Genomic DNA, 24,571 nt, shown 5'->3' with positions numbered 1-24,571 from the left:
TACTATATTTACTGCAGCTAAAAAAGCTGCACTAGTACTTATTTTGTTTTACGAAGAGGGATTTTATATATGACAAAACCAATCAAAGATCCGTTCAAAGAAAATTTTGATACGCTTGAAGAATTTGCTGATCGCATTAGCGAGGTATTGAACTGTCCTATTACGATTGAAGATGCTAATCATCGCTTACTAGCTTACAGCACCCATGATGAAAGAACGGACCAAGCGCGTATTGCTACGATTATTGGAAGAAGAGTTCCGGAAAAAGTCATTAACAACTTATGGAAAGAAGGCATTATTCCGAAACTGCTTGAGACAAATGAACCTGTGCGTGTGAAAAATATAAATGAAATCGGGCTTGGAGATCGTATAGCCATTTCTATCTGGAAAAATGAAGAAGTTCTAGGATTCATTTGGGCTGTGGAAATTGAGAAAGCCTTAGGCGATGAAGAGGTGGAGCTATTAAAAAAAGCTGCGAATGTATTAAAAAACAAATTGCTGCAGCTTCAAATTCGAAAATACAAACGAGAAGAGCGCTCACAGGAATTTTTCTGGAAATTATTAACTGGCCACATTAAGTCTCGTCAAGAAATTTCAGAAGCGTTTTATGAAGCTCAAATTACGGCTCCATCAGCGTTTTCCATTGCTATCTTCCGCTTCCAAGAAGATATTACGCCTGAAGCTGAACGCCAAATTTCGTATATGTTGAAAACAATGCACCGCTTAAAAATCGTTCTTTATACGATTGATTGCAATGATTTAATCTTACTGCTTTCTTTGGATGCGGTTGAAAATCCTCTTGATGAACAGCGAGATTTTGTAGACTATTTTAGAGGAAACATGCATGAACGCTTTGATGTTACTCAAATTAAAGCCAGCTGCAGCAGTATTTATTCATCGCACGATCATATCGAAAAAAGCTATAAAGAAGCTTTGAACGTATTAGATATGAAAAGTAAGTTTCCAGAAGAAACAAAAGAGATTATTAACTATCAAGAATTAGGTATTTATCAATTTCTAGATGTTATTTTAGACAAGCGCGTTCAAGATCAATTTGAAAACCATTCTTTAAAGAAGCTAACTGATTATGACCTTCGTCATAACAGTAACTTGGTGGAGACTCTTGAAGTATTTTTAAATAATGATAACAATATTAATGAAGCAGCCAAAGAATTAAATGTGCATATGAATACACTTAGCTATCGATTAAAGCGAATTTCAGAGATTGGTGATATCAACTTAAAGGATGTTAATCAAAAAATGACTCTTTATATTGATATTAAGTTAATGAAATATAAAAAATAACAGATAATGTTATATTTTTTAACAGAAAGCTATTTATTTATTTTACGATAAATAAATAGCTCTTTTTTTATGTTTTCTTCCCTTAACAATGTTAGATAACCTGACATAAAAATTAAAAATTCTGATAAGTAAGCGGTTACATTTGTGTGTTTAAACAAAAACCGCTTCTTCAATTCTTCTTTCTAGACAAAGAAATTTCACAAAACTTTCTTTATACTAAAGATATACAAACGACCAAGGGGGAAATTAATCATGATTATTGGCGTACCAAAAGAAATCAAAAACAACGAAAACCGAGTAGCGATTACACCAGCAGGCGTAGCATCATTTGTTGGTACAGGTCATCGTGTATTAATTGAAAATGAAGCGGGTATTGGAAGTAACTTCACAAACGAAGATTATGTAAAAGCCGGAGCTGAAATTGTTGAGACAGCAGCTGACGTGTGGGCACAAGCTGAAATGGTCATGAAAGTAAAAGAACCATTAGCAAGTGAATACGGCTATTTTAGACCAGGTCTTATCTTATTCACTTACCTTCACTTAGCAGCTGAACCAGCACTGGCAAAAGCATTAAAAGATAGCGGTGTAACGGCTATTGCTTATGAAACAGTGGCAGTCAATCGTACATTGCCTCTATTAACACCTATGAGCGAAGTAGCAGGACGTATGGCTGCTCAAATTGGTGCACAATTCCTTCAAAAATCAAACGGCGGAAAAGGAATTTTATTAGCGGGTGTTCCTGGAGTTAGCCGCGGAAAAGTAACGATTATTGGAGGCGGCGGTGTTGGTACAAATGCTGCAAAAATCGCAATCGGCCTCGGTGCTGATGTAACGATTATTGATTTAAGTCCTGAACGCCTACGTCAATTAGACGATATCTTTGGCAACCAAATCAATACGCTAGTGTCAAATCCTTATAACATTGCGGATGCAGTAGCAGAGTCAGATTTAGTGATTGGTGCAGTATTAATCCCAGGTGCAAAAGCTCCAAAACTCGTAACAGAAGAAATGGTGAAAACCATGAAGCCAGGTTCTGTTATTGTTGACGTAGCAATCGACCAAGGTGGTATCGTTGAAACAATTGACCACATTACAACACACGATCAGCCTACTTATGAAAAGCACGGTGTTGTACACTATGCAGTTGCGAACATGCCAGGAGCAGTTCCACGCACATCAACGATTGCTTTAACAAATGTAACGGTACCTTACGCACTTCAAATTGCTTCTAAAGGTGTTCACAAAGCAATCGCTCAAAACGAAGCGTTAAAATTAGGAGTGAACGTTGCAAACGGAGCTATTACGTATGAAGCAGTTGCACATGATTTAGGTTACGATTATGTATCAGTAGACGTAGCTCTTGAAAAAGAATTAGCTTCTATCTAATAAATAATAAAAAACGTCCTTAACCTTCTGTTAAGGGCGTTTTTATTTTGAATGAACAGCAATTAACTGTAAAAACCACGACTATTTAAAGTTTTGTGTATCTTTACTTTTCATTTGACGCATGCTTTACAGGCAGTCGTCATAATTCTAAATTCCACGTAGGATTCATACAGTTTTTAGAAATTGAATATCTACATTAAAAGCGATAAAATAGAAGGAAAAGTGAATGGAAGAAAGTTATCTAAAACACATTGGGCAGCTAAAGACCGACCGGTGGAAGTTTTACTCTATTTTCTCTATGAACTTAAAATACGGGAGGATTTTTTATGACAATGAATAAAGCATTAACCATTGCTGGTTCTGATAGCAGCGGCGGAGCTGGCATTCAAGCGGATTTAAAAACATTCCAAGAACTTGGTGTTTACGGAATGACAGCTTTAACAACAATTGTAACAATGGATCCCGATAACAGCTGGTCTCATAACGTATTTCCACAACAAGCTTCCACTGTTGAACAGCAGCTGAAAACAATTGTAAAAGGCGTAGGCGTACAAGCTCTAAAAACGGGTATGCTTGGCTCAGTGGAAATTATTGAACTAGCGGCAAAAACAATTGAAGAATACGATTTAAAAAATGTTGTAGTAGATCCTGTGATGGTATGTAAAGGAGAAGACGAAGCGCTTCATCCGGAAACAACTGTCAGCTTGCGTGATGTACTAGTTCCAAAAGCAACAGTCGTAACGCCTAACTTATTTGAAGCTAGTCAATTAAGCGGACTTGGCCCTATCAAAACGGTTGATCAAATGAAAGAAGCAGCCGTGAAAATTTCTGAACTTGGTGCCAAATATGTATTGATTAAAGGTGGAAGTAAATTAGCACACGAAAAAGCAATCGATTTGCTTTATGATGGAAAGACATTTGAGATCTTAGAGTCTGAACGTATTGAAACGACATTTACACATGGTGCTGGATGCACATACTCAGCTGCGATTGCTGCTGAATTGGCAAAAGGCAGTGACGTCAAACAAGCTATTTATACAGCAAAAGAGTTTATTACAGAAGCAATTCGCCATTCATTTGCTTTAAATCAATATGTCGGACCAACAAATCACGGTGCATACCGTCGTAACAAAGAAAAAGTAACAAACTAAAAGCATGCCTAAAGGCATGCTTTTCTATTTTGCTTATTGTTTGACTGTTTCAAGCGCATTTAAGATAGCTTGAGCTACGCCGTGCTCGTCATTTGTTCCTGTTACGATATGGGCAAACTCTTTAATTTCTTGAGGGGCATTTCCCATCGCTACGGCACGTCCAACTCGCTGAAACATCGATACGTCGTTATAATTGTCTCCAATAGCCATCGTTTCTTCTAAAGAAATATGGCGTTCTTGAACAAATGATGTAACCGCAATTCCTTTTTGAGCATTTTCATCATTTATTTCAATATTTTCTTTACCAGATGCACTGACTGCAATAGAATCTAACTTCACAAGTTCTACTTTTGCCTGTTCTAACTTTTCTTCATCAAAAGAGAAAGCAAGCAGCTTATAAATGTCCTTGTTTGGATCTTGAAACAGCGCTTCATACTCTTCAATAAGCTTTACTCTGCCGCTATTGAAACGCTCTTTTGCCGCTTCTAACGATTTTTCATAATTATCTTTTAAGCTAGCACTTAAATAAATATCCATTAATACGGACAAAGCTTTTTCATAGTCATTTGAATACGTACCTTCACTTGTATAGACTTCAAAGTACAGCTGAAACTTCTTAAAAATATCTTCTACTTCACGAATAGCTTCCATCGTCATGCCTACTGAATATTGTTTTTCCCCTTGTGGATTGCGAAGCTCTGCTCCGTTTGCACAAATTAAATATGTATGAAGTCCTACTTCTTCTAAAACATAACGCGCTTCTTCATAAGAACGTCCCGTAGCAACAACAACTTCCACCCCTGCCTTTTGAGCTGTCTTAATCGCTTGGGCATTTTCTTTACTTACAACTTGTTCACTATTTACTAGCGTTCCATCCATATCGATCGCAATACATTTAATCATGATGTACCCCTTCCTATGTATCTTTGCTCTCTTATTTTATTCTAGCATATGTTTTTTAGCGCTTTGCTACTTGCATGTAAAAGATTTACTAATTTTTTGTATACGCGCTGTTATAATCTGTTCCTTTTCTTGCTTTTTCGAAAACCTCTTTGATCGTCTTTACATGCAAATCAGCTGTTGAATATACGCGAAAATTCACATCCTCTTCCCTCAGATGCTTACCAACGCCGATAGAAACCATATCTGTTTGATTAATAGCTTTTATACCTGCCTCTCCATCTTCTATTGCCACACATGCATCGGGTTTTACTTTTAATTGATCGGCAGCTGTCAAAAATATTTCTGGATCTGGTTTTCCCTTCTTGATTTTCCTCACATCCACAATACAATCAAAAAAAGAGCGTATTCCTAGCGCATCTATTACAGTATTTGCATTCGAACTAGAAGAAGCAATTCCCATTTTAATGCCTTGTTTTTTACAATCTTCTAACAACATTTTAATGCCTGGAAGTAAATGATCTTCTGTCATTTCTCTTATTAAAGCCTGATAATGCTTATTCTTTTCATAAGCAAGCTCTTCTTTTTGTTCCACTGTCAGGTGTACATTGCCTTGCGCAGCAATGAGCTCTACAGTTCTCATCCGGCTGATTCCCTGCAGCTGTTGATTTAGTTCTTCAGAAAACGAAACGTTAAGTTGATCTGCTACTTTTTTATTTGCTCTATAATATAAATGTATTGTATCTGCAATAACACCGTCTAAATCAAAAATAATCGCTTGTAGCTCTTCTTTTTTCATATTATCCTCCTCTGTACCTATCTTTATGCCATTACTTAAATGCTTTTATTACATCCCACCATGTTAAAATACCGTTGATATTGTTCACTTTATCATAAAAATTTTTTCATCATTTATAATTTATGAATAAATTTTTCAAAAAAAGAGAAATTACAGTATTGCATTATGAAAGCCCTTTTATTACAATAGGTTTATGCAAACGGTTGCACTGTCTTAAAAATATAGTTTATCAAAAAATAAAATGAAAACCCATACATAGGGGAAGGGGAAAAACTATGAAGAAGTTCTTTTCATTTGATTTTTGGCAGAAGTTTGGTAAGGCTTTATTAGTAGTAGTAGCGGTTATGCCCGCAGCTGGTATTATGATTTCACTTGGAAAACTAGTTGCAATGACTGGGGGAGACATCACTGCTGTACAAACAATTGCACGAGTGATGGAAGATATAGGATGGGGTATCATTACAAATCTTCACATCTTGTTCGCTGTTGCCATCGGGGGATCTTGGGCAAAGGAACGTGCTGGCGGTGCATTTGCTGCACTCATTGCATTCATTCTTATTAATCGAATTACAGGAGCCATTTTTGGAGTTAAAGCAGAAATGCTCTCAGATTCAAAAGCAACGGTTCAATCACTGTTTGGACAAGAATTAGTTGTAAAAGACTACTTCACATCTATTTTAGGATCTCCCGCTCTTAACATGGGAGTATTCGTAGGAATTATCGCTGGTTTCTTAGGCGCAAATTTATTCAACAAATATTACAATTATGATAAATTGCCTGAAGCCCTTTCGTTTTTTAACGGCAAGCGCTTCGTACCGTTTGTAGTCATCGGTGGTTCAGTTGTAACGGCACTGCTTTTATCCATTGTGTGGCCGTTCATCCAAGGTTCGCTAAACAGCTTCGGACAGTGGATTGCAACATCTAGAGATACAGCTCCTATTCTGGCACCATTTATTTTCGGAGCATTAGAGCGTCTCCTTCTTCCGTTTGGTCTTCATCATATGCTGACAGTTCCTATGAACTATACGGAGCTAGGCGGTACGTACAAAATTTTAACGGGTTCTGGAGCAGGTTCCACTGTTGCCGGTCAAGATCCTTTGTGGCTTGCTTGGATTGCAGACTTAAATAACTTCCGTGCTGCAGGAGATATGGACAGCTACAAGCAGCTCTTACATGACGTTACACCTGCACGATTTAAAGTAGGACAGATGATTTTATCTTGTGCGTCATTAATTGGAATTGCTTTAGCAATGTATCGCAACGTAGATCCTGACAAACGTTCGAAATATCGTTCAATGTTCTTTTCAGCTGGACTAGCTGTTTTCTTAACAGGCGTAACAGAGCCGATTGAATTTATGTTCATGTTCGCGGCGCCTCTTCTATACGTCGTATACGCCATTATGACAGGACTGGCTTTTGCCATTGTTGATATTGTTCATGTTCGCGTACACTCATTTGGCGTAATTGAACTATTAACACGTACACCAATGATTATCAAAGCCGGACTATGGGCTGACTTAATGAACTTTGTCATCGCCTGCCTTGTATTTTTCGGCTTAAATTTTGGAGTGGCAAACTTCTTAATTAAACGTTTTAACTTCCCAACACCGGGACGTAACGGAAACTATATCGATGAAGAAACAACTGCAACAAGCAGCAAGCAGGTGAAAAATGATTCGCTTGCCCCAGTCATTATTGGACTGCTTGGCGGAGAAAACAATATTGAAGACGTGGATGCTTGTATGACTCGCTTACGTGTAACGGTAAAAGATATACATGCCGTTGCAGGAGAAAGTGAATGGAAACAAAACGGAGCCCTTGGTTTAATCTTGAAAGATAAAGGGGTACAAGCTATTTATGGACCTAAAGCGGATGTTTTGAAATCCGACATTCAAGATTTGTTAGGAGCTTAACATAATGAAGCTATTAACGTTAAATTGCCACTCTTGGCAAGAGGAAAATCAGCTAGACAAGTTATCTTGTCTAGCTGAAGTAATTAAAAAAGAAAAATATGATGTCATTGCTTTACAGGAAGTAAGCCAAAAAATAGACGCGCCTTATGTATATGACTACATTCGCAGCGATAATTACGCTTGGCTTTTAGCAAAAGAACTGGGTAAGCAAGGTGAAGACTATCAATTGGTATGGGATTTATCTCATATAGGCTATGAAGTGTATGAAGAAGGAATTGCCATTTTAACGAAACACCCGATTATTGAAGAGCATTCATTTTTTGTTTCACAAACGTCAAATATTGACTATTGGAAAACGAGAAGAATTGTTGGAGCAACAATCGAATATGAAAAAGAACTCCTTACTTTTTATTCTTGTCATCTTGGCTGGTGGGATGACGAGGAAGAGCCATTCAAGCAGCAAGTTGATACGCTGCTAGCTCATGTACACAAAGATAACCCATTTTTCTTACTTGGAGACTTTAATAATGACGCTCATAGACGACATGAAGGTTACGACTACCTGTTGAGCCAAGGCCTCTATGATACGTATACTCTATCGAACAAAAAAGATAGCGGTATTACAGTTCAAGGGAACATTGCTGGATGGGATGATAATGAACGGGCGCTGCGCCTTGATCTCATTCTATCGAGTCATGCGCAGGATATTCAATCATCGACTGTAGTTTTTAACGGCATACATTATCCCGTTGTTTCTGACCATTTTGGGGTAAGCGTTGAAGTGAAATAAGTGACATAAAGCGAACGAATAGCGTTCGCTTTTTTCTTGTGATTATGATTATGTAAAAATCATCTTCTTTACTGCTTTATCTATCGTTTTAGAAGTGTCCGATAAACTTTCGCATTTTAAAAAGTAGGTGTGCTATAATATTGTGATGTTGACGATATGCAACCCATTTTTGCATGTTTATCAATGAAATCGCTCAACTTAATAGTAAGATGATACATGTAAGCTCTATTTAAATGAACACCCGTTGTCATTATCATAAACTAATAAAGAAAAATAGGTGTGAAACAATCATGAAAATTTTGTTGATTTCAAATATGTATCCTTCTGAACAATTCCCGAGCTATGGTGTATTTGTTCAAAACACTGAAAAAATTTTAGTTCAACATGGTATTCAAGTTGATAAAATTGTCATGCAAAAAAAGACAAGCAAATTAAGCAAGCTTTTTAGCTATGCTTCTCATTATGCTAATGTCATTGTGACGGGCTTAACAAAAAATTACGACTATCTTTACGTACATTATGCATCTCATAATGCTCTTCCGCTGCTGATTCTCAAAAAGCTAAAGAAGAATGTGAAGATTGTGACAAACGTGCATGGTTCAGATGTTGTACCTGAAGTAGCTTCACAGGAAAAATATCAGCCTAGAGTAAATGACTTATTGCACCATTCCACTAAAATTATTACTCCTTCTCCCTACTATAAAGGGCTCGTTGAAGAGAAATATAAGGTTCATAATCCAATCTATATTTTTCCAAGCGGAGGAGTGAATAAAGATCTGTTTCATCCTTATGCAGATAAAAGCAAAGCTTATCAAGAACTAAACTTGGACCCTACTATCCGTTATATTGGATGTGTAAGCCGCATTGATGTGGGTAAAGGATGGGAATACTACCTTCAAGCAATTGCAAAAGCTGAACAACAAACGCCCACTTCTTACAAATACTTATACGTTGGAAGCGGAAAAGACGAAGCTGCATTTAAGGAAATGATCAAGACTCTGGGCCTAGAGGGAAAAGTCATCCATTTTCCTCTGCTTCCTCAGTCGTCTCTTGCTTACGTATATAATGCGATTGAAGCATTCGTGTTTCCGACCGTAAGAAAAGGAGAAAGTTTGGGCTTAGTCGGCCTCGAAGCTATGGCTTGCGGAGCACCCGTGATTGGGAGTCAGATTGGTGGTCTAAAAGATTACATTATAGACGGAAAGAATGGTCTATTCTTTGAGCCTAAAAATGTAGATGAACTAGCTTCACAGCTACAGGCTTTTATTAATCTTCCTGAAGATGTGAAACAGCAAATGTCTCAACAGGCGTTACAAACAGCAAACCGCTACACAGTAGATGTAATTGCTGAACAACTCCCAACAATTTTTTTTGATGAGGTGGAAAAATGAAAGTCGCAGTTTTAATTCCTTGTTATAACGAGGAAGTAACAATTGGAAAAGTAATTGACGATTTCAAACGCGAACTGCCTAGTGCAGATATTTATGTATACGACAACAATTCAAAAGATCGTACAAGTAAAATTGCACTTGAACACGGCGCAATCGTCAAAAAAGAATTTAAGCAAGGAAAAGGAAACGTTGTACGTTCAATGTTTCAAGAAATTGATGCAGATTGTTATGTCATGGTAGATGGGGATGATACGTATCCTGCAGAATTTGTTCATCAATTAATTGAGCCTATTAGAAATCGAGAAGCTAACATGGTCATTGGAGATCGTTTATCAAACGGAACGTATCTCGAAGAAAACAAACGTGCTTTCCATAATTTTGGTAACAACTTAGTACGTTCTTTAATTAACGGCCTGTACAAAAGTAACATTAAAGATATCATGACAGGTTATCGTGCGTACGATAAATTATTTGTAAAATCAATTCCTGTGATGAGCCCAGGATTTGAGATTGAAACAGAAATGAGTCTTCACGCGTTAGATAAACGATTCCGCCTAAAAGAAATCGCGATCGATTATCGCGATCGACCTGAAGGCAGCGAATCGAAACTTAATACGTTCTCTGATGGATTTAAAGTGTTACGAATGATTTTTACGTTATTTAAAGAGTACAAGCCGCTTCAGTTCTTCTCCATTTGGACAGTGTTGTTTATTGTCGCAGGATTAGCTGTTGGTGCTCCGGTACTTTATGAATTTTTTGATACAGGCTTTATTACCAAAGTACCTTCATCTATCTTAGCAACTGGATTGATGGTGTTAGGTGTTTTATCTTTCGTCTGTGGATTAATTCTAGATACAATCGCTTCATTGAATCGCAAGCAATATGAATTAGAACTAAATAAAAAAATTGAACAGATTGAACAAGTAGGAGAATAACAATGATGAAGAATAAAAAAAGTATTTTACTGCTTACAGTAACAGCTTTAATTATTCTTATCGGTTTAAGTATTGGTAATCCAGACGGTGTTCACTATCTTTCCCTTTTTGCTGCACTTGTATTTACCATCATAAGCTCTATTTTTATTTATAAAAATAGAGCTTATGCTTCATTTAAACCGCTAGAATGGCTATTGCTGATTGTTTTTTCGTTTATCGTACAGTTTTCACTTTTAGATAACTTACATATGACGAGCTCAACTATTTTTTCACTCGTTTTGTATGCCATCAGCCGTACTTTATTGGCAATGCTGCTGACGGCCGCTGTACTCAGCGCTATCAAACAGATAAACGATTTTCACTATACATTTGCACACCCAAAGCGTTATCTAGGAATTGTTACGATTCTTATTTTAGCTGTTAGTCTATATTACTGGTTCGCCTTTTTCCCAGCGGCCATGACTCCTGATTCATTAGCACAGTGGAGACAGGCACATAACGGAGAATTTAACGATTGGCACCCTATTATGATTACGTGGCTCATTATGCTGCTGACAAAAATATGGGATAACCCAGGAATTGTAGCGTTCACGCAAATTGTTGTTGTAGTGAGCATATACGCCTATACATTTGACTTTTTCATTAAACGCAAAGCACATCCTGTTATGATTGGACTTTTAACAGCTATTATTGTCATTATTCCAAGCTTCTTAATCTTTTCAATTATTATTTGGAAAGACATTTTATACAGTGCTTTTCTGCTGTTTTTTACGGTTAACATTGCAAAAATTTATCTGTCAAAAGGTGCTTGGGTTAAAAGTAAAGCGAGCTTTTTCTTACTTTTACTTTCCGCATTTGGAGTAGCTTTCTTTAGACATAATGGTTTTCCTGTATTTGTTTTGACTTTCCTTTTAATGATTGTTTTATTCAGAAAAAATTGGAAACCTCTTGTCACGATTTTCTTAGTCGTCTTTATTTTACAAAAGATTGTTACAGGCCCTGTGTTCACGTGGCTTGATGTAAAACCTTCAGATCCAAATGAAGCTTTGTCTATTCCAACTCAACAAATTGCAAACATCATTTCAAATGATGGAGAGATGTCAAAAGAAGAGCGCGAATATTTTAATAAAGTGCTCCCTATTGAATTGTGGAAAGAAAAGTATAATCCATACAAAAGCGATCCAATTAAATTCACGTGGAAATACTACGACCGCGAGTTTATTTTTAATGATTTAGGCCTTTACTTTAAGAACTATGCTAGCATTGTCATCAAAAATCCTTATCTAGCAACGGAAGGCTTTCTCAAACAAACAGCTTTAGTATGGCAAATCAATCCTTTTAAAGATGGCTACACGGATACGTACGTAACCAACATTTATTACGGCAATGATTTAGGTCTTAAAAATAAAGTAATCGAGCCGTTTATTACACATACTGCCAATGCTTACTTAGCTATTTTTAAGCACCCTGTTTTTACATTCTTATGGAAACCAGCTTTTTATCACTGTGTCATTTTATTATTTTCATTAATGCTAGTGATTCGAAGAGGAATTACGTCCCTTATTATTGTCATTCCTTGGGCACTTAACACGCTTTCTGTTCTTGCGGCACTGCCGGCTCAAGATTTTCGATATTTATTAGCAAGCGTATTTGTGTCTTTCTTCTTTATTGGTCTTCCTTTTATCCGATTTGATCAGAAAGAAAAGGATGTGACCTCCTGATGGAGAGCAATTATAACAAAAAGCTAGGAATCACACTCATTATCGTGGCTTCCCTGTTTACAGCTGTTGGACAACTTTTTTGGAAGTTGTCCGAAGCTTCATTTAACTTAAATTTAATTATTGGTTTTTTCCTTTATGGATTAGGAGCGGTGTTTATGATTGCCGCTTTTAAATTTGAAAGAGTTTCCTTGCTTCATCCATTTTTAAGCCTAGGATATGTCATCAGCATCGCTCTTGGTTTCTTTCTATTAAATGAAACCATTAGCCCTATGAAGCTGGTCGGTACTCTTATTATTATCGTAGGTGTAATTTTAGTAGGTGGCCAAGATGAATAGTATCCCACTTTTAATTATTATGACTCTTTTAGGTTCAGTTGGCGCTGTATTTTTCAAGTATATTTCTACGTATTTAAATGAAAAAAAGATAAAGCTAGCGCTTATTTGTTTTGTGGGTGGCGGCCTTTTTTACGGGGCGGCAGCTCTGCTTAATGTGTATGTTTTAACGCTGTTACCTTATTCTATTGTATTTCCGCTCACGTCTATTACGTATATTTGGACATTAACATTCGGTTACTTTTTAATTAAAGAAAAAGTTACAACAAAACAAGTTATCGGCTGTATTCTTCTAATTGTCGGATGCTTCTTTATTGCTAATAGTTGATGAGATAACTTGAAAAGGTAGGAGTTTCGCATGAAAAACTTAAAATTCGCGAGCATTTTACTGCTCATATCAACATTATTTTTGAAATTTTCTAGTATGATTCGTGATTTAGTTATTGCTAACTATTTCGGTACAAGTTATATTGTCGATTCATACAACGCAGCAATGATTATTCCAAATGCTTTTATTTTATTTATGTTAACGGGGATGAAGGATGCGTTTATTCCTAGTTATTTACGTTATGAAAAAGAAAATAAAGGAAAGGTTCATTTGACTAATATTGTTAAATCAACCTTTCTTATTTGTTTCATTATTTCGGTTCTCGGATCAATTGCGGCTTTCTTTTACTTTCCCGCTTCGTATTCTAATTTTTCTAAAGCAGCAATTGAACTAGGAATTTATACGGGCGTTATGTACTTCTTATCTCTTTCACTAGTTGGAGTGAATGCCGTATACGAAGGTGTATTTGATGCACGAAGTCAATATTCTTTCTCTGTGTTTTCTCAAACAGTTGTTGTATTATTTACAATTTTAAGTACAATCCTATTACATTCAATTATGGGCGGCTATGCAATTGCTCTTGGCTATTTTATAGGAACTATTGCTTCTTTCTTAATTAAAGTTGTCTATTTTAAACCGCAGCATCTGCTGTTATGGAAGCAAAAAATTGACCGTGATGAAGTGGTGGCTTTTTATAAAGTATTCATCCCTGTTGGTGTAACCATTATGGTCGGTCAAATTAATTTAACTGTCAACTTCTTCTTTGCCGGTTCCTTTGGTGAAGGCGTTATTTCATACTTGAATTATGCTTTCAGACTTGTAAGTATTCCCCAGGCAATATTCGGGGTTACGGTCGCAACCATTATTTATCCGCTGATTGCAAGAGCCATTTCTGAAAAAGATGAAGAGCGCTTTAAATCAGGAATTGAAAAAGGGATTACGTTTATGCTGATGCTGCTGATTCCGACGATTGTTATCATGATCTTTTATATGAAAGACATTGTAATGATTGCTTACCAGCGCGGTGCATTTGACGCACATTCGACGTTAAAAACAACAGATGTATCTTATTATTACCTAGGTTCGGTGTTTTTCTATTCCCTGCAAGCTGTTCTTGCAAAAGGATTTTATTCTCTTCAAAAAGGTTATCTTATTATGAGAGCAGGCTTATTATCCATTGTGTTAAATATCATCTTTAACATGATTTTCACTAAATTTATGGGATACCAAGGATTAGCACTTTCCATGTCAGTAGTTGCCTTTTTCTATACGGCTATCGTATTCGTTATGCTGGCAAAACAAATCAATCACTTCCATTACGGATATCTAGTGAAAGAAACAGGAAAAATTCTTTTAGCTTCCGTACCTGTTGCGATTGTCATGTTCTTCTTAAAGGACATCGCATTTTTGAATTCATTACATGTTATCTTACGATTTGGTATTGTCTGTATTGCAGGTGGTTTAGTATACTTAATGTCGACGCTATTATGCAGAGTAGAAGGTGTTATGCTTTTAGTTAAAAGAAAACGTTAATTCACGTAAAACAGGAGAGTACTATATGAAGAACACATACTGGTTATTTTTTCTGTTCGTTGGTTTTATTTCAATTCAGCCGATTATTGATATGCTAACGACGTACATGGTTTTGAACATGGATAGTGGTCTCTCAATTGGGGTTGTTATTCGCTTTCTATATATGATTTTTGCAGGTGTCCTACTTTTAGTGTTTGCCAAACAATCAAAATGGGCTAGATATTCGATTATCTACCTTATTGTTTTTGCACTCTTTCTTGGACTCAACATCTACTTAAATCATCAATGGAAAGATCCTTATTATATTGGGCAAGAAATTAAATTTTTCAATAAAGTTGTTTATATGAACGTTACGCTGCTTGGAATGATTGTGATGTTTTCACATTATCGATCATCTGTGGATGTAAAAAGAATACTGAGCAAAAACTTATTAACTGCTTCACTCATCATCAGTATTGTTTTTATCGGTACAATGCTAACGGGTACAGCACTAGAGAGTTATCAGTATAATAAAATTGGGTTTAAAGGCTGGTTTTATGCAGCGAATGAGCTAGGCGCAACCATTGCTATTTTGCTTCCTCTCACACTGCTTTTAGCTTTAGATAAAGTACGTTCGTTTTCAAAAGCTTATTACTGGATTCCTTTTATCTTGTTAGCCGTTTCGTCCATCATGCTTGGAACGAAAGTAGGCTTAGGTGCCGTTATTCTTTCTTTAGTTGTAGCAACAGTTGTCTTATTTGCTAAATTATTTACGAATAAACGCAGCTTAATTAAAGCCAACTTAGTAATCTCAATTCTGCTTTTAATTGTAACCGGAGCAACTACTCCGATTTCTCCAGCTTATAAAAACACATATACGCACATCGATATGTTAGAGGCTAAAAAAGAGAAAACAAAGCAAGAAAAGCCGGAAAAGAAAGAAAAAGAAAAGCCGGCTAAAAAGAAAAAACAAAAGGAATCAAATTTAGATGATAAAGATATTCAAAATCTGATTCTAAGCAGCCGTGAGCAATTCTTAGCTCATCATAAGGAAGAGTATGCAAAAGCACCTCTTGCACGAAAAATGATAGGTATGGGCTTTTCTGGTGACTATACAAAACAGCTTCCGCCAAAGATGATTGAAATGGATTTTTATGATTTGTTTTTCTCTTTAGGTATCATCGGATTTTTACTATGGGTTCTTCCACTTCTAGTAGTTGGTTTAACCGTATTGGTTCGATTATTTAAAGAGCCATCACAGCTTCTTGATGAAAGCTTTATGATGTATAGTACAGCAATTGTATTAGCTCTTGGAATTGCTTTTGTAGCTGGGCATGTCTTTACAGCACCAGCCGTTACCATCTATTTTGCAGCAGCTGCTGCTTATCTGTTCGTCATTCATTTTAAACAAAGACAAGCATAAAAAAACAGGCCATGAAAGGCCTGTTTTTTTATCTTTTTAATGGCTGAAGGCTTAACACCGTATCGCCCGCATTGACGTTTATTTCTTGATCATGAGCAAAAAAACTCAATGCCTTTCCTTGCGTACTCACTGCTAGTAAAAGAGAATCATCGCTTTTCTCCTCAAGATATGTTTCATACGTATATTCATCCGTAATTTTTGTATTGTAAATCGTATATCCGTGCTCCATTTTATGATGCAGAAACTCCCACGTAATTCCTTTCTTAAAGAGCATACGTCCTCTTACTGTGTGCATAATTTCATCGACATCTTCTCTTGAATCTTCTTGGTCACGAATGCTCAATTGAAAAACATTGTTCCGCCCCATATCTTGAAGAAAAGCAGTACAAACAAGCGCATTATATGCATCTAACTCAGTTGCAGCAATCACATATTCATAAGGAGTTAAGTCTAGATGATATTCCGTTTGCTCAGCTAGTACTTCTCCGTGATAAACATTTACCTCCGCTCTGCGCGCAACTCTTAACCGCTCCCACGAAGAATCAGCAACTAATACTGGATAGCCTAGCTGTTTTAACTTCGTTGCAAAGGCAACCGTAAAATCATTGCTTCCTACAAGCAAAATACCAGGTTCTTCTCCAATTGATAAATCAAGCTTCTTAGCTAGCCATGAAAGAGAAAAACCGTGTGCACAAACCGTAGCAAACACTAAAGCAAATGTCAGCGTTGTTAGGATGGAAGCATCTTTAAATCCTTCATCAATTAGTACTTTCGCAAAGTAGCTCGAGACCGTTAACGCCACAATTCCGCGCGGGGCAATCCAGCCAATCAGTATTTTTTCTTTTATAGATAAATCTGTGCCTACCGTTGATAAAAAGATGGAGACAGGTCTGACAATAAACAGCATAAGTAAAACAAACAAAATAATATTCCAATGAAAAATTTCAGTAATGGTCTTCATCGTCAGTCCAGCCGTTAACATGATAAAAATAGTAGAAGTTAATAGAACCGAAATATTCTCTTTAAAGTGTCGCATATCACTAATAGACGAAATATGCATATTAGCAAGGGTAATCCCCATCGCTGTTACTGCTAGAAGACCTGTTTCATGCTTAATTTCATCAGCTACTGTAAAGCAGGCAATAACGACAATAAATACGACCGGAGATTTTAAATACTCTGGAATATGCCCCTTTTGAAACATCCATCCTATTCCGCGGCCAAGAATCCATCCTATTAAAACGGCAATAATAGAGGCTACGAAGAAAAAGAGAATTGTTTTTCCACTCACTTCTCTCAGCACTAAAAATTGAACAATTTCAAACGAAAAAACGGCCAACAGTGCACCAAATGGATCGACAATAATACCTTCCCATTTTAAAATCGCTGCTGGTTTTGGTTTTAATTTAGCTTGTCGTAAAAGAGGTAAAATTACGGTTGGACCCGTCACAATAAAAAGCCCTCCGATAACAATTGCCACCGCCCAGGATAAATCCGCTATATAATGAGCAGCTAAAGAGCCTAACATCCAAGCTAGCATGGCTCCCAGTGTCACAATGCGAAACACGGGCTTTTCGATTCCTCTTACCTCTCTCATGTCTAAGTTCAAGCTGCCTTCAAATAAAATAACAGCTACAGCAATCGATACAAAAGGATCAAAAAGCTGAGCAAACTGTGCTTTAGGATCAATTAAACCTAAAATAGGGCCTGTTAGCAGTCCGATAATCGACATCACGACAATTGCTGGTAGCTTAAATCTCCAAGCCAGCCACTGAGATAGAACTCCTAGTCCCACTACAAGTGTGATATGTACAAGCATAGGTTCCATTGTATCTTCCTTCTCTCGTTCGCATAATGTGTATATATTTTCCCTAAAATAAACCGATGTTATACAGGAAGAAACAAACACTACCTTGTTTTACCACTTTTTCAAAAATGCTAAACGCCTCTCCCCTCTTTGAATCCAAGCTACTTTCCTTCGTTCGACACATATCTTACTCATGTTTGTCGAATTTCATTTTAGTATAAAATAGTAAAAAGCCTTTAGCTGCTGCTAAAGGCTTTTTGCCGGATGATCCAATTCATATAGCTTTTGATAGTGACTGTTCGTAGCAAGTAATTCCTCATGCGTTCCGCGAATGGCTATCTTTCCATCTTGTAGGAATAAGATTTCATCCATCTTTTCCATCCCAACTAAATTATGTGTAACCCAAATTAAAGTTTTGTCGTGAAGAGTTTCAAAGATAGTGGATAACAAACGCTTTTCAGTCACGGTATCCAACCCTGCAGTTGGCTCATCCAGCATAACAATTGGCGTACGCTGAAGTAGAACACGTGCTAACGCAATCCGCTGACGTTCTCCTCCTGAAAAGCGCTGACCTGTTTCGAGCATGGACGTTTGATATCCTTGATGCAAACCTTCCACAAGGGAGTGCATATTGACTTGCTTCATTGCCTCAATTACCTCTTCTTTTGTAGCCTCTTCATTAGCTAGTAATAAATTGTTTGCTACGCTTGTATTAAATAAATAAGGATTTTGATTTAATACAGAGATGAGTTTTGGTACATCTTCACGAACTTCAGCAACAGACTGACCGTTTAGTTGAACTGTACCTTCTGTAGGCAATAAGGAGCCTTGCAGCAGCTTTAACAGAGTCGACTTTCCAGCTCCGCTCTTGCCAAGAATCGCAATTTTTTTCCCTTGCTCGACTTGAAATGAAAGATCATGAATGACTGACTCTTCCTCATTGCTATAGCGAAAGCTTACATGCTCGACTTTTAAGCTAACCGAGTCCCATGAACCTTTGTAAAGTAGGGAAAGAGTATGTTTTTTCTTTTCATTCACAGATTCCCAGTTCTTTTCCATTTCCTGCACTCTATTTAATGACTCTTCAAATTGAGGAATTTTTTCTACTGCATTAGATACCGGCAGCAGTGCTTCAGATAAAGGAAATACTACTAAAATAAAAGCAGCAATAAAAACACCTGCAAGCTCTTTGTCTGAAAAAAGAGAAGCCCCAAACCAAATCATTGTGACAATTAAACCTGCTACAATAACTTGGCCAATCAATTCTCGGTAATACGTCCATAGTTTAAGCTTACGATCCATGCGGTCTAGCTCATCTTCTGTTTTGTTATACGAATGAAAAAATGACTGCTGCTGACCGCTTAACACCCAATCAGCAACTCCTAAAAACCCGTCTGTGACCTTAGCATATAACTGTGCTTTGCTTGATTTATATCGCTGATTGGCCGCTTTCATATGCCAAAGGGAAAAAAGCGGCATCACTACTACTAATAAAAATAAATAGATGGCAATCAAACATGCAAACTTTAGGCTAAAGAATCCTAAAGCTACAATCGAAATAACGTATAAAATAACAGCTGAGATTGTTGGAAGAATGGTACGCAAGAACAAGTCTTGTAAACTTTCAATATCTTCAGCGAGAACCGCTAAAACATCTCCCGTTCGATAGCGGGATGTAGCAACTAACGGTTCAATCAAATGATAAAGACGTGTACGCATTTTAGCTAAAATGCGAAGAATAAAATCGTGACTAACAAGACGCTCCGCATAACGAAAGGCTGCTCGACTTAAACCAAATGTACGCACAAGCACAATGGGAACGTACACCAGTAAGATTGTTTCTGGCCGTAAGGAAGAAGCTGAAATCAAGTAACCTGATGTGAACATTAGCGCACAAGCAGAACCAATCGTTAACAAGCTTAGTAATAAGATAGAAAAGATACGATATTTATACGTTTTAAAGTAGGGCCATATCCAACTTTTATATTTCATCATATCTCCTCCTCTTCATGTAAAAATTGATAGTAAGCTCCTTTTTTTCGAATCAGTTCTTGATGATTGCCGACTTCTGCAACCTTTCCGTTCTCTATTACAACAATGAGGTCCATATCTTTCATCCAATGCAGACGGTGCGTAGCTAAAATAAATAACTTGTCTTGAAACATCGTTAAGATATCTTGCTTTAATTCATATTCCGTTTCAATATCTACTTGCGCCGTTGGTTCATCAAGCATAATAATAGGGCGATCGCTCAGAAACGCCCTAGCTAGGGCAATCCTTTGAGCTTGGCCGCCGCTAAGCTGCCGTCCTCCATCTCCTATCACTTCATTTTCCTTCTTAGGCATCTGTTGAATCGTAGATAAAAGTCCTGCTTTCGTTAAAGCATCTTCATAATCATAAGAACCGCCTCTATCCTGATAAAATTCAATATTTTCTTTCACTGTTCCATTAAAAATAAATGGGTGCTGAGGGATATACGTAATCTGCTTTTGCCAAGCATCTGAGCGTAAATCAACCGGCACGCCGTTTACTTCAGCAGACCCTTCTGTAAATTGTACAAAGCCGCTCAGTATATCAATAAGCGTCGATTTTCCAGCTCCGCTTTTTCCTATAATCCCAATTTTTTTACTTCCTTTAACATGAAGTGACACATCTTCAAGAGAAGGCGGCTGCTCTTCGTCATATTTTACGGTGATATGACGCAATTGAATTTCACTGTTTTCCGTCCAATCAGGGACATCTTCTTCTTTAGCCGACGGTTTTTCAGCCTGCTTTACAATCTTAATTAATGCATCTCCGGATTCTTTTCCGTCTAATGTTGCATGATAATCGTTTCCGACTTCCCGTATCGGCAGGAAGTATTCAGGCGCCAGCAATAAAATCATAAGTGCAGGCTCTAACGTCATCGAACCGTTCACTAGCCGCAAACCGAGCATAACAGCCACGATGGCTACAGATAACATCGTAAAGAAATCTAAAGCAAACGTAGATAAAAAAGCAATTCGGAGCGTTCCCATTGTCGCTTTTCGATAGCGGTCACTGACTCTTACAATCGTTTCAGCATGCTCCTTACTTTTCCCGAGAAATGTTAACGTTTCTAATCCTCGAAGCGAATCTACAAAGTGATTGGACAGCACATGATACGTCTCCCATTGGCTATCTATTTTTTTCTGGGCAGCCAGTCCAAGTAAAATCATAAATAAAATTAAAATGGGCATAGTTACAAGCAAAATAATGCCTGAAAGCTGATCTTGATACCAAACGAAAGCGAGCACTAGCCAAGGTGTAACGCTGATGGCGGCCAGTTTAGGCAAAAACAGCTCAAGATAAGCGCGAAGCTTCTGTAGGCCTGTGGTGATGAGCGTCACCAAGTTTCCTGTCCCTTCATTTTTGGTAAAGCGCGGTCCGAGTGCAAAAATGCTTTTCATGACCGTCAAACGAAGTTCCTGAGTCGTTTTGACTCCAAATTGATATGCTGTTTTTTTCACTATAAAACTTACGATCTGACGAACCATAAAGGCAGACAAAAACAATCCGATTGCTTTTGTCTGCGAAGTTAAACTTTCACCATGAAAAAGAGCAGTAATTACTTCGGCAAGCCACTTAGCTTGAAAAATAATGGCTACACTTTGAATAGTAATAAGCCCTATTAACACGGCAAGAACCATTTTTATTCCGTTGTAAACCATTAAATTTCTACCCATTAGTACTCCATATGCTCCTTATGATCTACACGTTTTCTAAAAACGTAGTAGCTCCAAATTTGATAACCTAACACAAAAGGCAGTAACGCAATAGCAGCGTAAGACATAATTTTCAAGGAATAATTCCCTGATGCTGCATTATGAATCGTTAAACTATAGCTTTCATTGACTGAACTAACCAAAACGGTTGGAAACAATCCTGCAAATATAGAGGAAATTGATAAAATTAAAATTAAGCCAGACATAGCAAAGGCCCATCCGTCTTTTTTCCGTGTAAGGAAAAATCCTGCTAGTAAATACACGAAAATACCGATAAAAAATGTGTATAGCATCAAGCGGCTATGATTGCTGAATAAATTTGTTTCAAAAAACGTCATGCCTGAAAAAATAAGAAGCAGCAAGGCATTAACAGGCAAAAGCTTCATGGCAACTTTTCGTGAACGATCTCTAATGTCATCCATCGTACGGATCGTCGCAAAAATAAGTCCGTGCCATAAGCAAAGCATCGTTAGCGTCACGCCGCCCGTTATGGTATATAGATTCACAATATCCGAAAAGCCGGCATTCATTTGCATGTTGCGCTCAACAGGCAATCCTTTCATTAGTGCTGAAAATAAGATGCCGAAAATGAGCGGTGGAAAAAGACTTCCAAAGAAGATAACCCAATCCCACGCATTTTTCCACGCTTGTTTTTCAACTTTTCCTCGAAATTCAAATGCTACACCGCGTCCGATAAGCGAAAGCAACAGAAGAACAAAAAGAACATATGACCCGCTTAATAGCGTTGCATACCAGTTTGGAAAAGCGGCAAACATAGCACCGATTGCTGAAATTAACCAAACTTCATTTGCATCCCAAAAAGGACCGATTGTATTAATAAAAGCTCGTCGCTCTAAGTCGTTTCTTCCTAAAAAGCGAGACACCATTCCAATCCCAAAATCAAAGCCTTCTAAAAAGATAAAACCAACAAACAGAATGGATACTAGCAAATACCAGAATTCATTAAGAGAAAACATTGTATCCCTCCTTTGTAAACGGATCAGTTGATGTTACTTTTGTATGTGCTTCTTGATCGTGATCTGGACCTTTTTTAATTTCTTTAACGAACAAGAACACCATAATCACAGCTAAAATTAAGTAAAAGAACGAAAACGAGATAATAGAAAATAGCAATTCGCCTGCTGTTACACCAGGAGACACGGCATCTTCGGTTTTCATATAACCAAATACAACCCAAGGCTGACGGCCAATCTCTGTCATAATCCAACCTGCTGAGCTTCCAAGGAACGGAAAGGCGATGGCAATCGACATAATACGTAAAAATAGTTTGCTTTCTTGAAGTTTTTTACGAGAAAGCAAGTACGTACCCCAAATGCCTAATGCACATAATACGCCACCTAGACCAGCCATAATGCGGAAACTCCAAAACGTTGTTCGAACGGGTGGAATATAATTTCCTTCTCCATATTTCGCCGTATACTGCTGCTGCAGCTCATTCATTCCAGGAACGGAGCCTGAAAACTTACCGTATGATAAGAAGCTTAATAAGTAAGGTATTTTGATTTCACTCGTATTTTTCTTTTCATCAGGGTGAATATTTGCTGTTACTGTCCAAGCACCTGGACTTCCGCTGTTTTCCCATAATCCTTCACTTGCGGCCATTTTCATCGGCTGTGTTTTAACTAAATATCCGGCCTGTTCATGCCCAGATAGTGCAATTCCTACACCTGAAACTAGCCCTACAAGGATAGCAACTTGAAATGATTTTTTAGCAAAAGCCACATGTTTTTTCTTCAAGAGCATAACAGCGCTGACACCCGTGATAAAAAAGGCGCCTGTTGCAAACGAACCTAAAATTGTATGAGGGAATTCGACCCACAGCTGACCGTTCGTTAATAATTTAAAGAAGTCATTCATTTCCAAACGGCCATTATTTAGCTCCATTCCGACCGGATGCTGCATAAAAGAATTAGCCGTTAAAATAAAGAACGCTGAAAAGATAGTACCTAGACTAACAAGCCAAATACATAGACAGTGCAGCCATTTAGGCAAACGATCCCACCCGAAAATCCACAGCCCGAGGAACGTGGACTCCATAAAAAACGCTAGCAGTGCTTCAATAGCAAGCGGCGCACCAAATACATCTCCTACAAATCTTGAGTACTCTGACCAGTTCATGCCAAACTGAAATTCTTGTAAAATACCTGTTACGACTCCGACAGCAAAGTTAATCAGGAATAAGTGCCCCCAAAACTTTGCCATCTTTTTATACTGTTCATCTTTTTTTACTACGTACATCGTTTCCATGATCGCTACTAAAAAGACAAGGCCGATAGACAGCGGTACAAAGATAAAATGAAACAGCGTCGTTGATGCAAATTGAATACGTGATAGTATGACTGTATCCATCTTCTTTCTCCTTTCATATATAAGAACATTCATCATTTCCATAGATACTTTGCTCATTCCTGAGCATCTTTTACTTATATTGTGAAACATTGAGCATAACAATTCGAGAAATATGCTCAACATTTCACAAACATATGTAATGTCTCTCTTTCTATTTACATAGTATAGTCTATTTTTTTAGCTGTGCACGTACATTTTTTGAACGTTTTTAGACTAAAACGTGACTTTCTTGTGACAAAAAAGGGCAGGATCTCTTTATTTTTTCATAAAAAAAGCACGCTCTGATTTGAGCTTGCTTCTCTACGGTCGATATTTTGCTTTCGCATTTAATTTAGATTGACGAATGATTTGGTTAATGACTTCAGAAAATACAATACCAATGGCAATTGAACCTGAAATCATAAAGGCTTTTGCTGCAAGACTAATCGCTTCATTATAATTATTTTCTACAAAGTTACGCATGGCATCGTATGCTGTTCCCCCTGGAACGAGCGGAATAATACCTGCTACCGTGAAAATAATGATCGGCGTACGATAAATTTTTGCGTAAATTTGACTAATAATAGCAATAAAAAAGGCCGATGCTACAGTGCTTGGAATTTCATCTACACCATAGAACGTTAGCAAATAGTAAATGAGCCAGCCAATCATTCCGACAAAGCCACTTTTTAATAATGATTCACGTGGAACATTAAAAATAATCCCAAACGCTGCTGAAGCAATAAAACTTGTAATTATCTGCTCTACGATATGCATATGATGCCT

General features: G+C 37.4%; 20 protein-coding genes. 12 read left to right on the top strand and 8 right to left on the bottom strand.

Features of this window, described 5'->3' with window-relative positions:
• Positions 1-69: 69 nt before the first annotated feature.
• The 3 genes from SCI76_RS14440 (at position 70) to pdxK (ending at position 3,842) form a co-directional block, all read left to right on the top strand.
• On the top strand, positions 70-1,305 hold the full coding sequence (locus tag SCI76_RS14440) for a CdaR family transcriptional regulator (protein ID WP_028411954.1): 1,236 nt from the start codon (positions 70-72) through the stop codon (positions 1,303-1,305).
• Between the two features lie 252 nt (positions 1,306-1,557).
• Positions 1,558-2,691 (top strand): alanine dehydrogenase, encoded by a 1,134-nt coding sequence (gene ald, locus SCI76_RS14435; RefSeq protein ID WP_013059863.1) that lies wholly within the window; start codon positions 1,558-1,560, stop codon positions 2,689-2,691.
• A 326-nt stretch (positions 2,692-3,017) separates the two neighbouring features.
• Complete coding sequence (gene pdxK, locus SCI76_RS14430) at positions 3,018-3,842, top strand: pyridoxine/pyridoxal/pyridoxamine kinase (RefSeq protein WP_047749570.1); 825 nt, start codon at positions 3,018-3,020, stop codon at positions 3,840-3,842.
• 33 nt (positions 3,843-3,875) lie between these two features.
• Here the strand turns inward: pdxK and SCI76_RS14425 are convergent, their stop codons facing one another.
• Complete coding sequence (locus tag SCI76_RS14425) at positions 3,876-4,745, bottom strand: Cof-type HAD-IIB family hydrolase (RefSeq protein WP_407544029.1); 870 nt, start codon at positions 4,743-4,745, stop codon at positions 3,876-3,878.
• 88 nt (positions 4,746-4,833) lie between these two features.
• Positions 4,834-5,541, bottom strand: a complete 708-nt coding sequence (pgmB, locus tag SCI76_RS14420; protein WP_028411951.1) for a beta-phosphoglucomutase — start codon at positions 5,539-5,541, stop codon at positions 4,834-4,836.
• Between the two features lie 275 nt (positions 5,542-5,816).
• On the opposite strand from pgmB, the gene SCI76_RS14415 reads away from it, so the two are divergent.
• From SCI76_RS14415 to SCI76_RS14375, 9 genes are all read left to right on the top strand, one after another.
• The gene (locus tag SCI76_RS14415; RefSeq protein ID WP_025752447.1) at positions 5,817-7,454 is read left to right on the top strand and encodes a PTS transporter subunit IIBC; all 1,638 of its coding nucleotides are present in this window, start codon (positions 5,817-5,819) and stop codon (positions 7,452-7,454) included.
• Positions 7,455-7,458: 4 nt separating this feature from the next.
• Positions 7,459-8,244 (top strand): endonuclease/exonuclease/phosphatase family protein, encoded by a 786-nt coding sequence (locus SCI76_RS14410; protein WP_028411950.1) that lies wholly within the window; start codon positions 7,459-7,461, stop codon positions 8,242-8,244.
• A gap of 290 nt (positions 8,245-8,534) precedes the next feature.
• On the top strand, positions 8,535-9,635 hold the full coding sequence (locus tag SCI76_RS14405) for a glycosyltransferase family 4 protein (protein WP_028411949.1): 1,101 nt from the start codon (positions 8,535-8,537) through the stop codon (positions 9,633-9,635).
• Positions 9,632-10,570, top strand: coding sequence for a glycosyltransferase family 2 protein (locus SCI76_RS14400; RefSeq protein ID WP_407544028.1), 939 nt, complete (start codon positions 9,632-9,634; stop codon positions 10,568-10,570). Before SCI76_RS14405 ends, SCI76_RS14400 begins: the two co-directional genes overlap by 4 nt.
• 2 nt (positions 10,571-10,572) lie before the next feature.
• Positions 10,573-12,291 (top strand): DUF6020 family protein, encoded by a 1,719-nt coding sequence (locus tag SCI76_RS14395; protein WP_116739825.1) that lies wholly within the window; start codon positions 10,573-10,575, stop codon positions 12,289-12,291.
• A complete protein-coding gene (locus tag SCI76_RS14390; protein ID WP_013059873.1) occupies positions 12,291-12,626 on the top strand; it encodes an EamA family transporter in 336 nt (111 codons plus the stop codon). Before SCI76_RS14395 ends, SCI76_RS14390 begins: the two co-directional genes overlap by 1 nt.
• Entirely contained in the window at positions 12,619-12,951 is a 333-nt protein-coding gene (locus SCI76_RS14385) for an EamA family transporter (protein ID WP_014457712.1), read from the top strand. The genes SCI76_RS14390 and SCI76_RS14385 overlap by 8 nt, the downstream gene beginning before the upstream one ends.
• A 30-nt stretch (positions 12,952-12,981) precedes the next feature.
• Positions 12,982-14,484, top strand: a complete 1,503-nt coding sequence (gene murJ, locus SCI76_RS14380; RefSeq protein WP_013059875.1) for a murein biosynthesis integral membrane protein MurJ — start codon at positions 12,982-12,984, stop codon at positions 14,482-14,484.
• 25 nt (positions 14,485-14,509) lie between these two features.
• Entirely contained in the window at positions 14,510-15,886 is a 1,377-nt protein-coding gene (locus SCI76_RS14375; protein ID WP_221833733.1) for an O-antigen ligase family protein, read from the top strand.
• Positions 15,887-15,914: 28 nt separating this feature from the next.
• Here the strand turns inward: SCI76_RS14375 and SCI76_RS14370 are convergent, their stop codons facing one another.
• The 6 genes from SCI76_RS14370 to SCI76_RS14345 form a co-directional block, all read right to left on the bottom strand.
• Positions 15,915-17,714 carry a sodium:proton antiporter gene (locus SCI76_RS14370; protein ID WP_168761670.1) on the bottom strand — a complete coding sequence of 600 codons (1,800 nt, stop codon included), beginning with the start codon at positions 17,712-17,714 and terminating at the stop codon, positions 15,915-15,917.
• A 225-nt stretch (positions 17,715-17,939) separates the two neighbouring features.
• Positions 17,940-19,685 carry a thiol reductant ABC exporter subunit CydC gene (gene cydC / locus SCI76_RS14365; RefSeq protein WP_260505794.1) on the bottom strand — a complete coding sequence of 582 codons (1,746 nt, stop codon included), beginning with the start codon at positions 19,683-19,685 and terminating at the stop codon, positions 17,940-17,942.
• The gene (gene cydD / locus SCI76_RS14360) at positions 19,685-21,397 is read right to left on the bottom strand and encodes a thiol reductant ABC exporter subunit CydD (RefSeq protein ID WP_221833731.1); all 1,713 of its coding nucleotides are present in this window, start codon (positions 21,395-21,397) and stop codon (positions 19,685-19,687) included. The genes cydC and cydD overlap by 1 nt, the downstream gene beginning before the upstream one ends.
• Positions 21,397-22,413: a cytochrome d ubiquinol oxidase subunit II gene (gene cydB / locus SCI76_RS14355; RefSeq protein ID WP_028411941.1), complete on the bottom strand. Its 1,017-nt coding sequence runs from the start codon at positions 22,411-22,413 to the stop codon at positions 21,397-21,399. The genes cydD and cydB overlap by 1 nt, the downstream gene beginning before the upstream one ends.
• Positions 22,400-23,806: a cytochrome ubiquinol oxidase subunit I gene (locus tag SCI76_RS14350; protein WP_221833729.1), complete on the bottom strand. Its 1,407-nt coding sequence runs from the start codon at positions 23,804-23,806 to the stop codon at positions 22,400-22,402. The genes cydB and SCI76_RS14350 overlap by 14 nt, the downstream gene beginning before the upstream one ends.
• 300 nt (positions 23,807-24,106) lie before the next feature.
• On the bottom strand, positions 24,107-24,562 hold the full coding sequence (locus SCI76_RS14345; RefSeq protein ID WP_013059882.1) for a threonine/serine exporter family protein: 456 nt from the start codon (positions 24,560-24,562) through the stop codon (positions 24,107-24,109).
• Positions 24,563-24,571: the final 9 nt, after the last annotated feature.

This window comes from Priestia sp. HNGD-A6, assembly GCF_045784335.1.
Lineage (GTDB): Bacteria > Bacillota > Bacilli > Bacillales > Bacillaceae_H > Priestia > Priestia zanthoxyli.
This window is presented reverse-complemented; position numbering and strand designations above follow the sequence as displayed.

Coding starts and splice junctions, on each gene's coding strand:
- SCI76_RS14425 (WP_407544029.1), bottom strand. CDS start 4,745: ATGATTAAATGTATTGCGATCGATATGGATGGAACGCTAGTAAATAGT.
- SCI76_RS14400 (WP_407544028.1), top strand. CDS start 9,632: ATGAAAGTCGCAGTTTTAATTCCTTGTTATAACGAGGAAGTAACAATT.
- murJ (WP_013059875.1), top strand. CDS start 12,982: ATGAAAAACTTAAAATTCGCGAGCATTTTACTGCTCATATCAACATTA.
- SCI76_RS14415 (WP_025752447.1), top strand. CDS start 5,817: ATGAAGAAGTTCTTTTCATTTGATTTTTGGCAGAAGTTTGGTAAGGCT.
- SCI76_RS14440 (WP_028411954.1), top strand. CDS start 70: ATGACAAAACCAATCAAAGATCCGTTCAAAGAAAATTTTGATACGCTT.
- cydD (WP_221833731.1), bottom strand. CDS start 21,397: ATGGGTAGAAATTTAATGGTTTACAACGGAATAAAAATGGTTCTTGCC.
- SCI76_RS14405 (WP_028411949.1), top strand. CDS start 8,535: ATGAAAATTTTGTTGATTTCAAATATGTATCCTTCTGAACAATTCCCG.
- SCI76_RS14390 (WP_013059873.1), top strand. CDS start 12,291: ATGGAGAGCAATTATAACAAAAAGCTAGGAATCACACTCATTATCGTG.
- SCI76_RS14375 (WP_221833733.1), top strand. CDS start 14,510: ATGAAGAACACATACTGGTTATTTTTTCTGTTCGTTGGTTTTATTTCA.
- pgmB (WP_028411951.1), bottom strand. CDS start 5,541: ATGAAAAAAGAAGAGCTACAAGCGATTATTTTTGATTTAGACGGTGTT.
- SCI76_RS14410 (WP_028411950.1), top strand. CDS start 7,459: ATGAAGCTATTAACGTTAAATTGCCACTCTTGGCAAGAGGAAAATCAG.
- SCI76_RS14350 (WP_221833729.1), bottom strand. CDS start 23,806: ATGGATACAGTCATACTATCACGTATTCAATTTGCATCAACGACGCTG.
- SCI76_RS14370 (WP_168761670.1), bottom strand. CDS start 17,714: ATGGAACCTATGCTTGTACATATCACACTTGTAGTGGGACTAGGAGTT.
- ald (WP_013059863.1), top strand. CDS start 1,558: ATGATTATTGGCGTACCAAAAGAAATCAAAAACAACGAAAACCGAGTA.
- SCI76_RS14395 (WP_116739825.1), top strand. CDS start 10,573: ATGATGAAGAATAAAAAAAGTATTTTACTGCTTACAGTAACAGCTTTA.
- cydC (WP_260505794.1), bottom strand. CDS start 19,685: ATGAAATATAAAAGTTGGATATGGCCCTACTTTAAAACGTATAAATAT.
- SCI76_RS14385 (WP_014457712.1), top strand. CDS start 12,619: ATGAATAGTATCCCACTTTTAATTATTATGACTCTTTTAGGTTCAGTT.
- pdxK (WP_047749570.1), top strand. CDS start 3,018: ATGACAATGAATAAAGCATTAACCATTGCTGGTTCTGATAGCAGCGGC.
- cydB (WP_028411941.1), bottom strand. CDS start 22,413: ATGTTTTCTCTTAATGAATTCTGGTATTTGCTAGTATCCATTCTGTTT.
- SCI76_RS14345 (WP_013059882.1), bottom strand. CDS start 24,562: ATGCATATCGTAGAGCAGATAATTACAAGTTTTATTGCTTCAGCAGCG.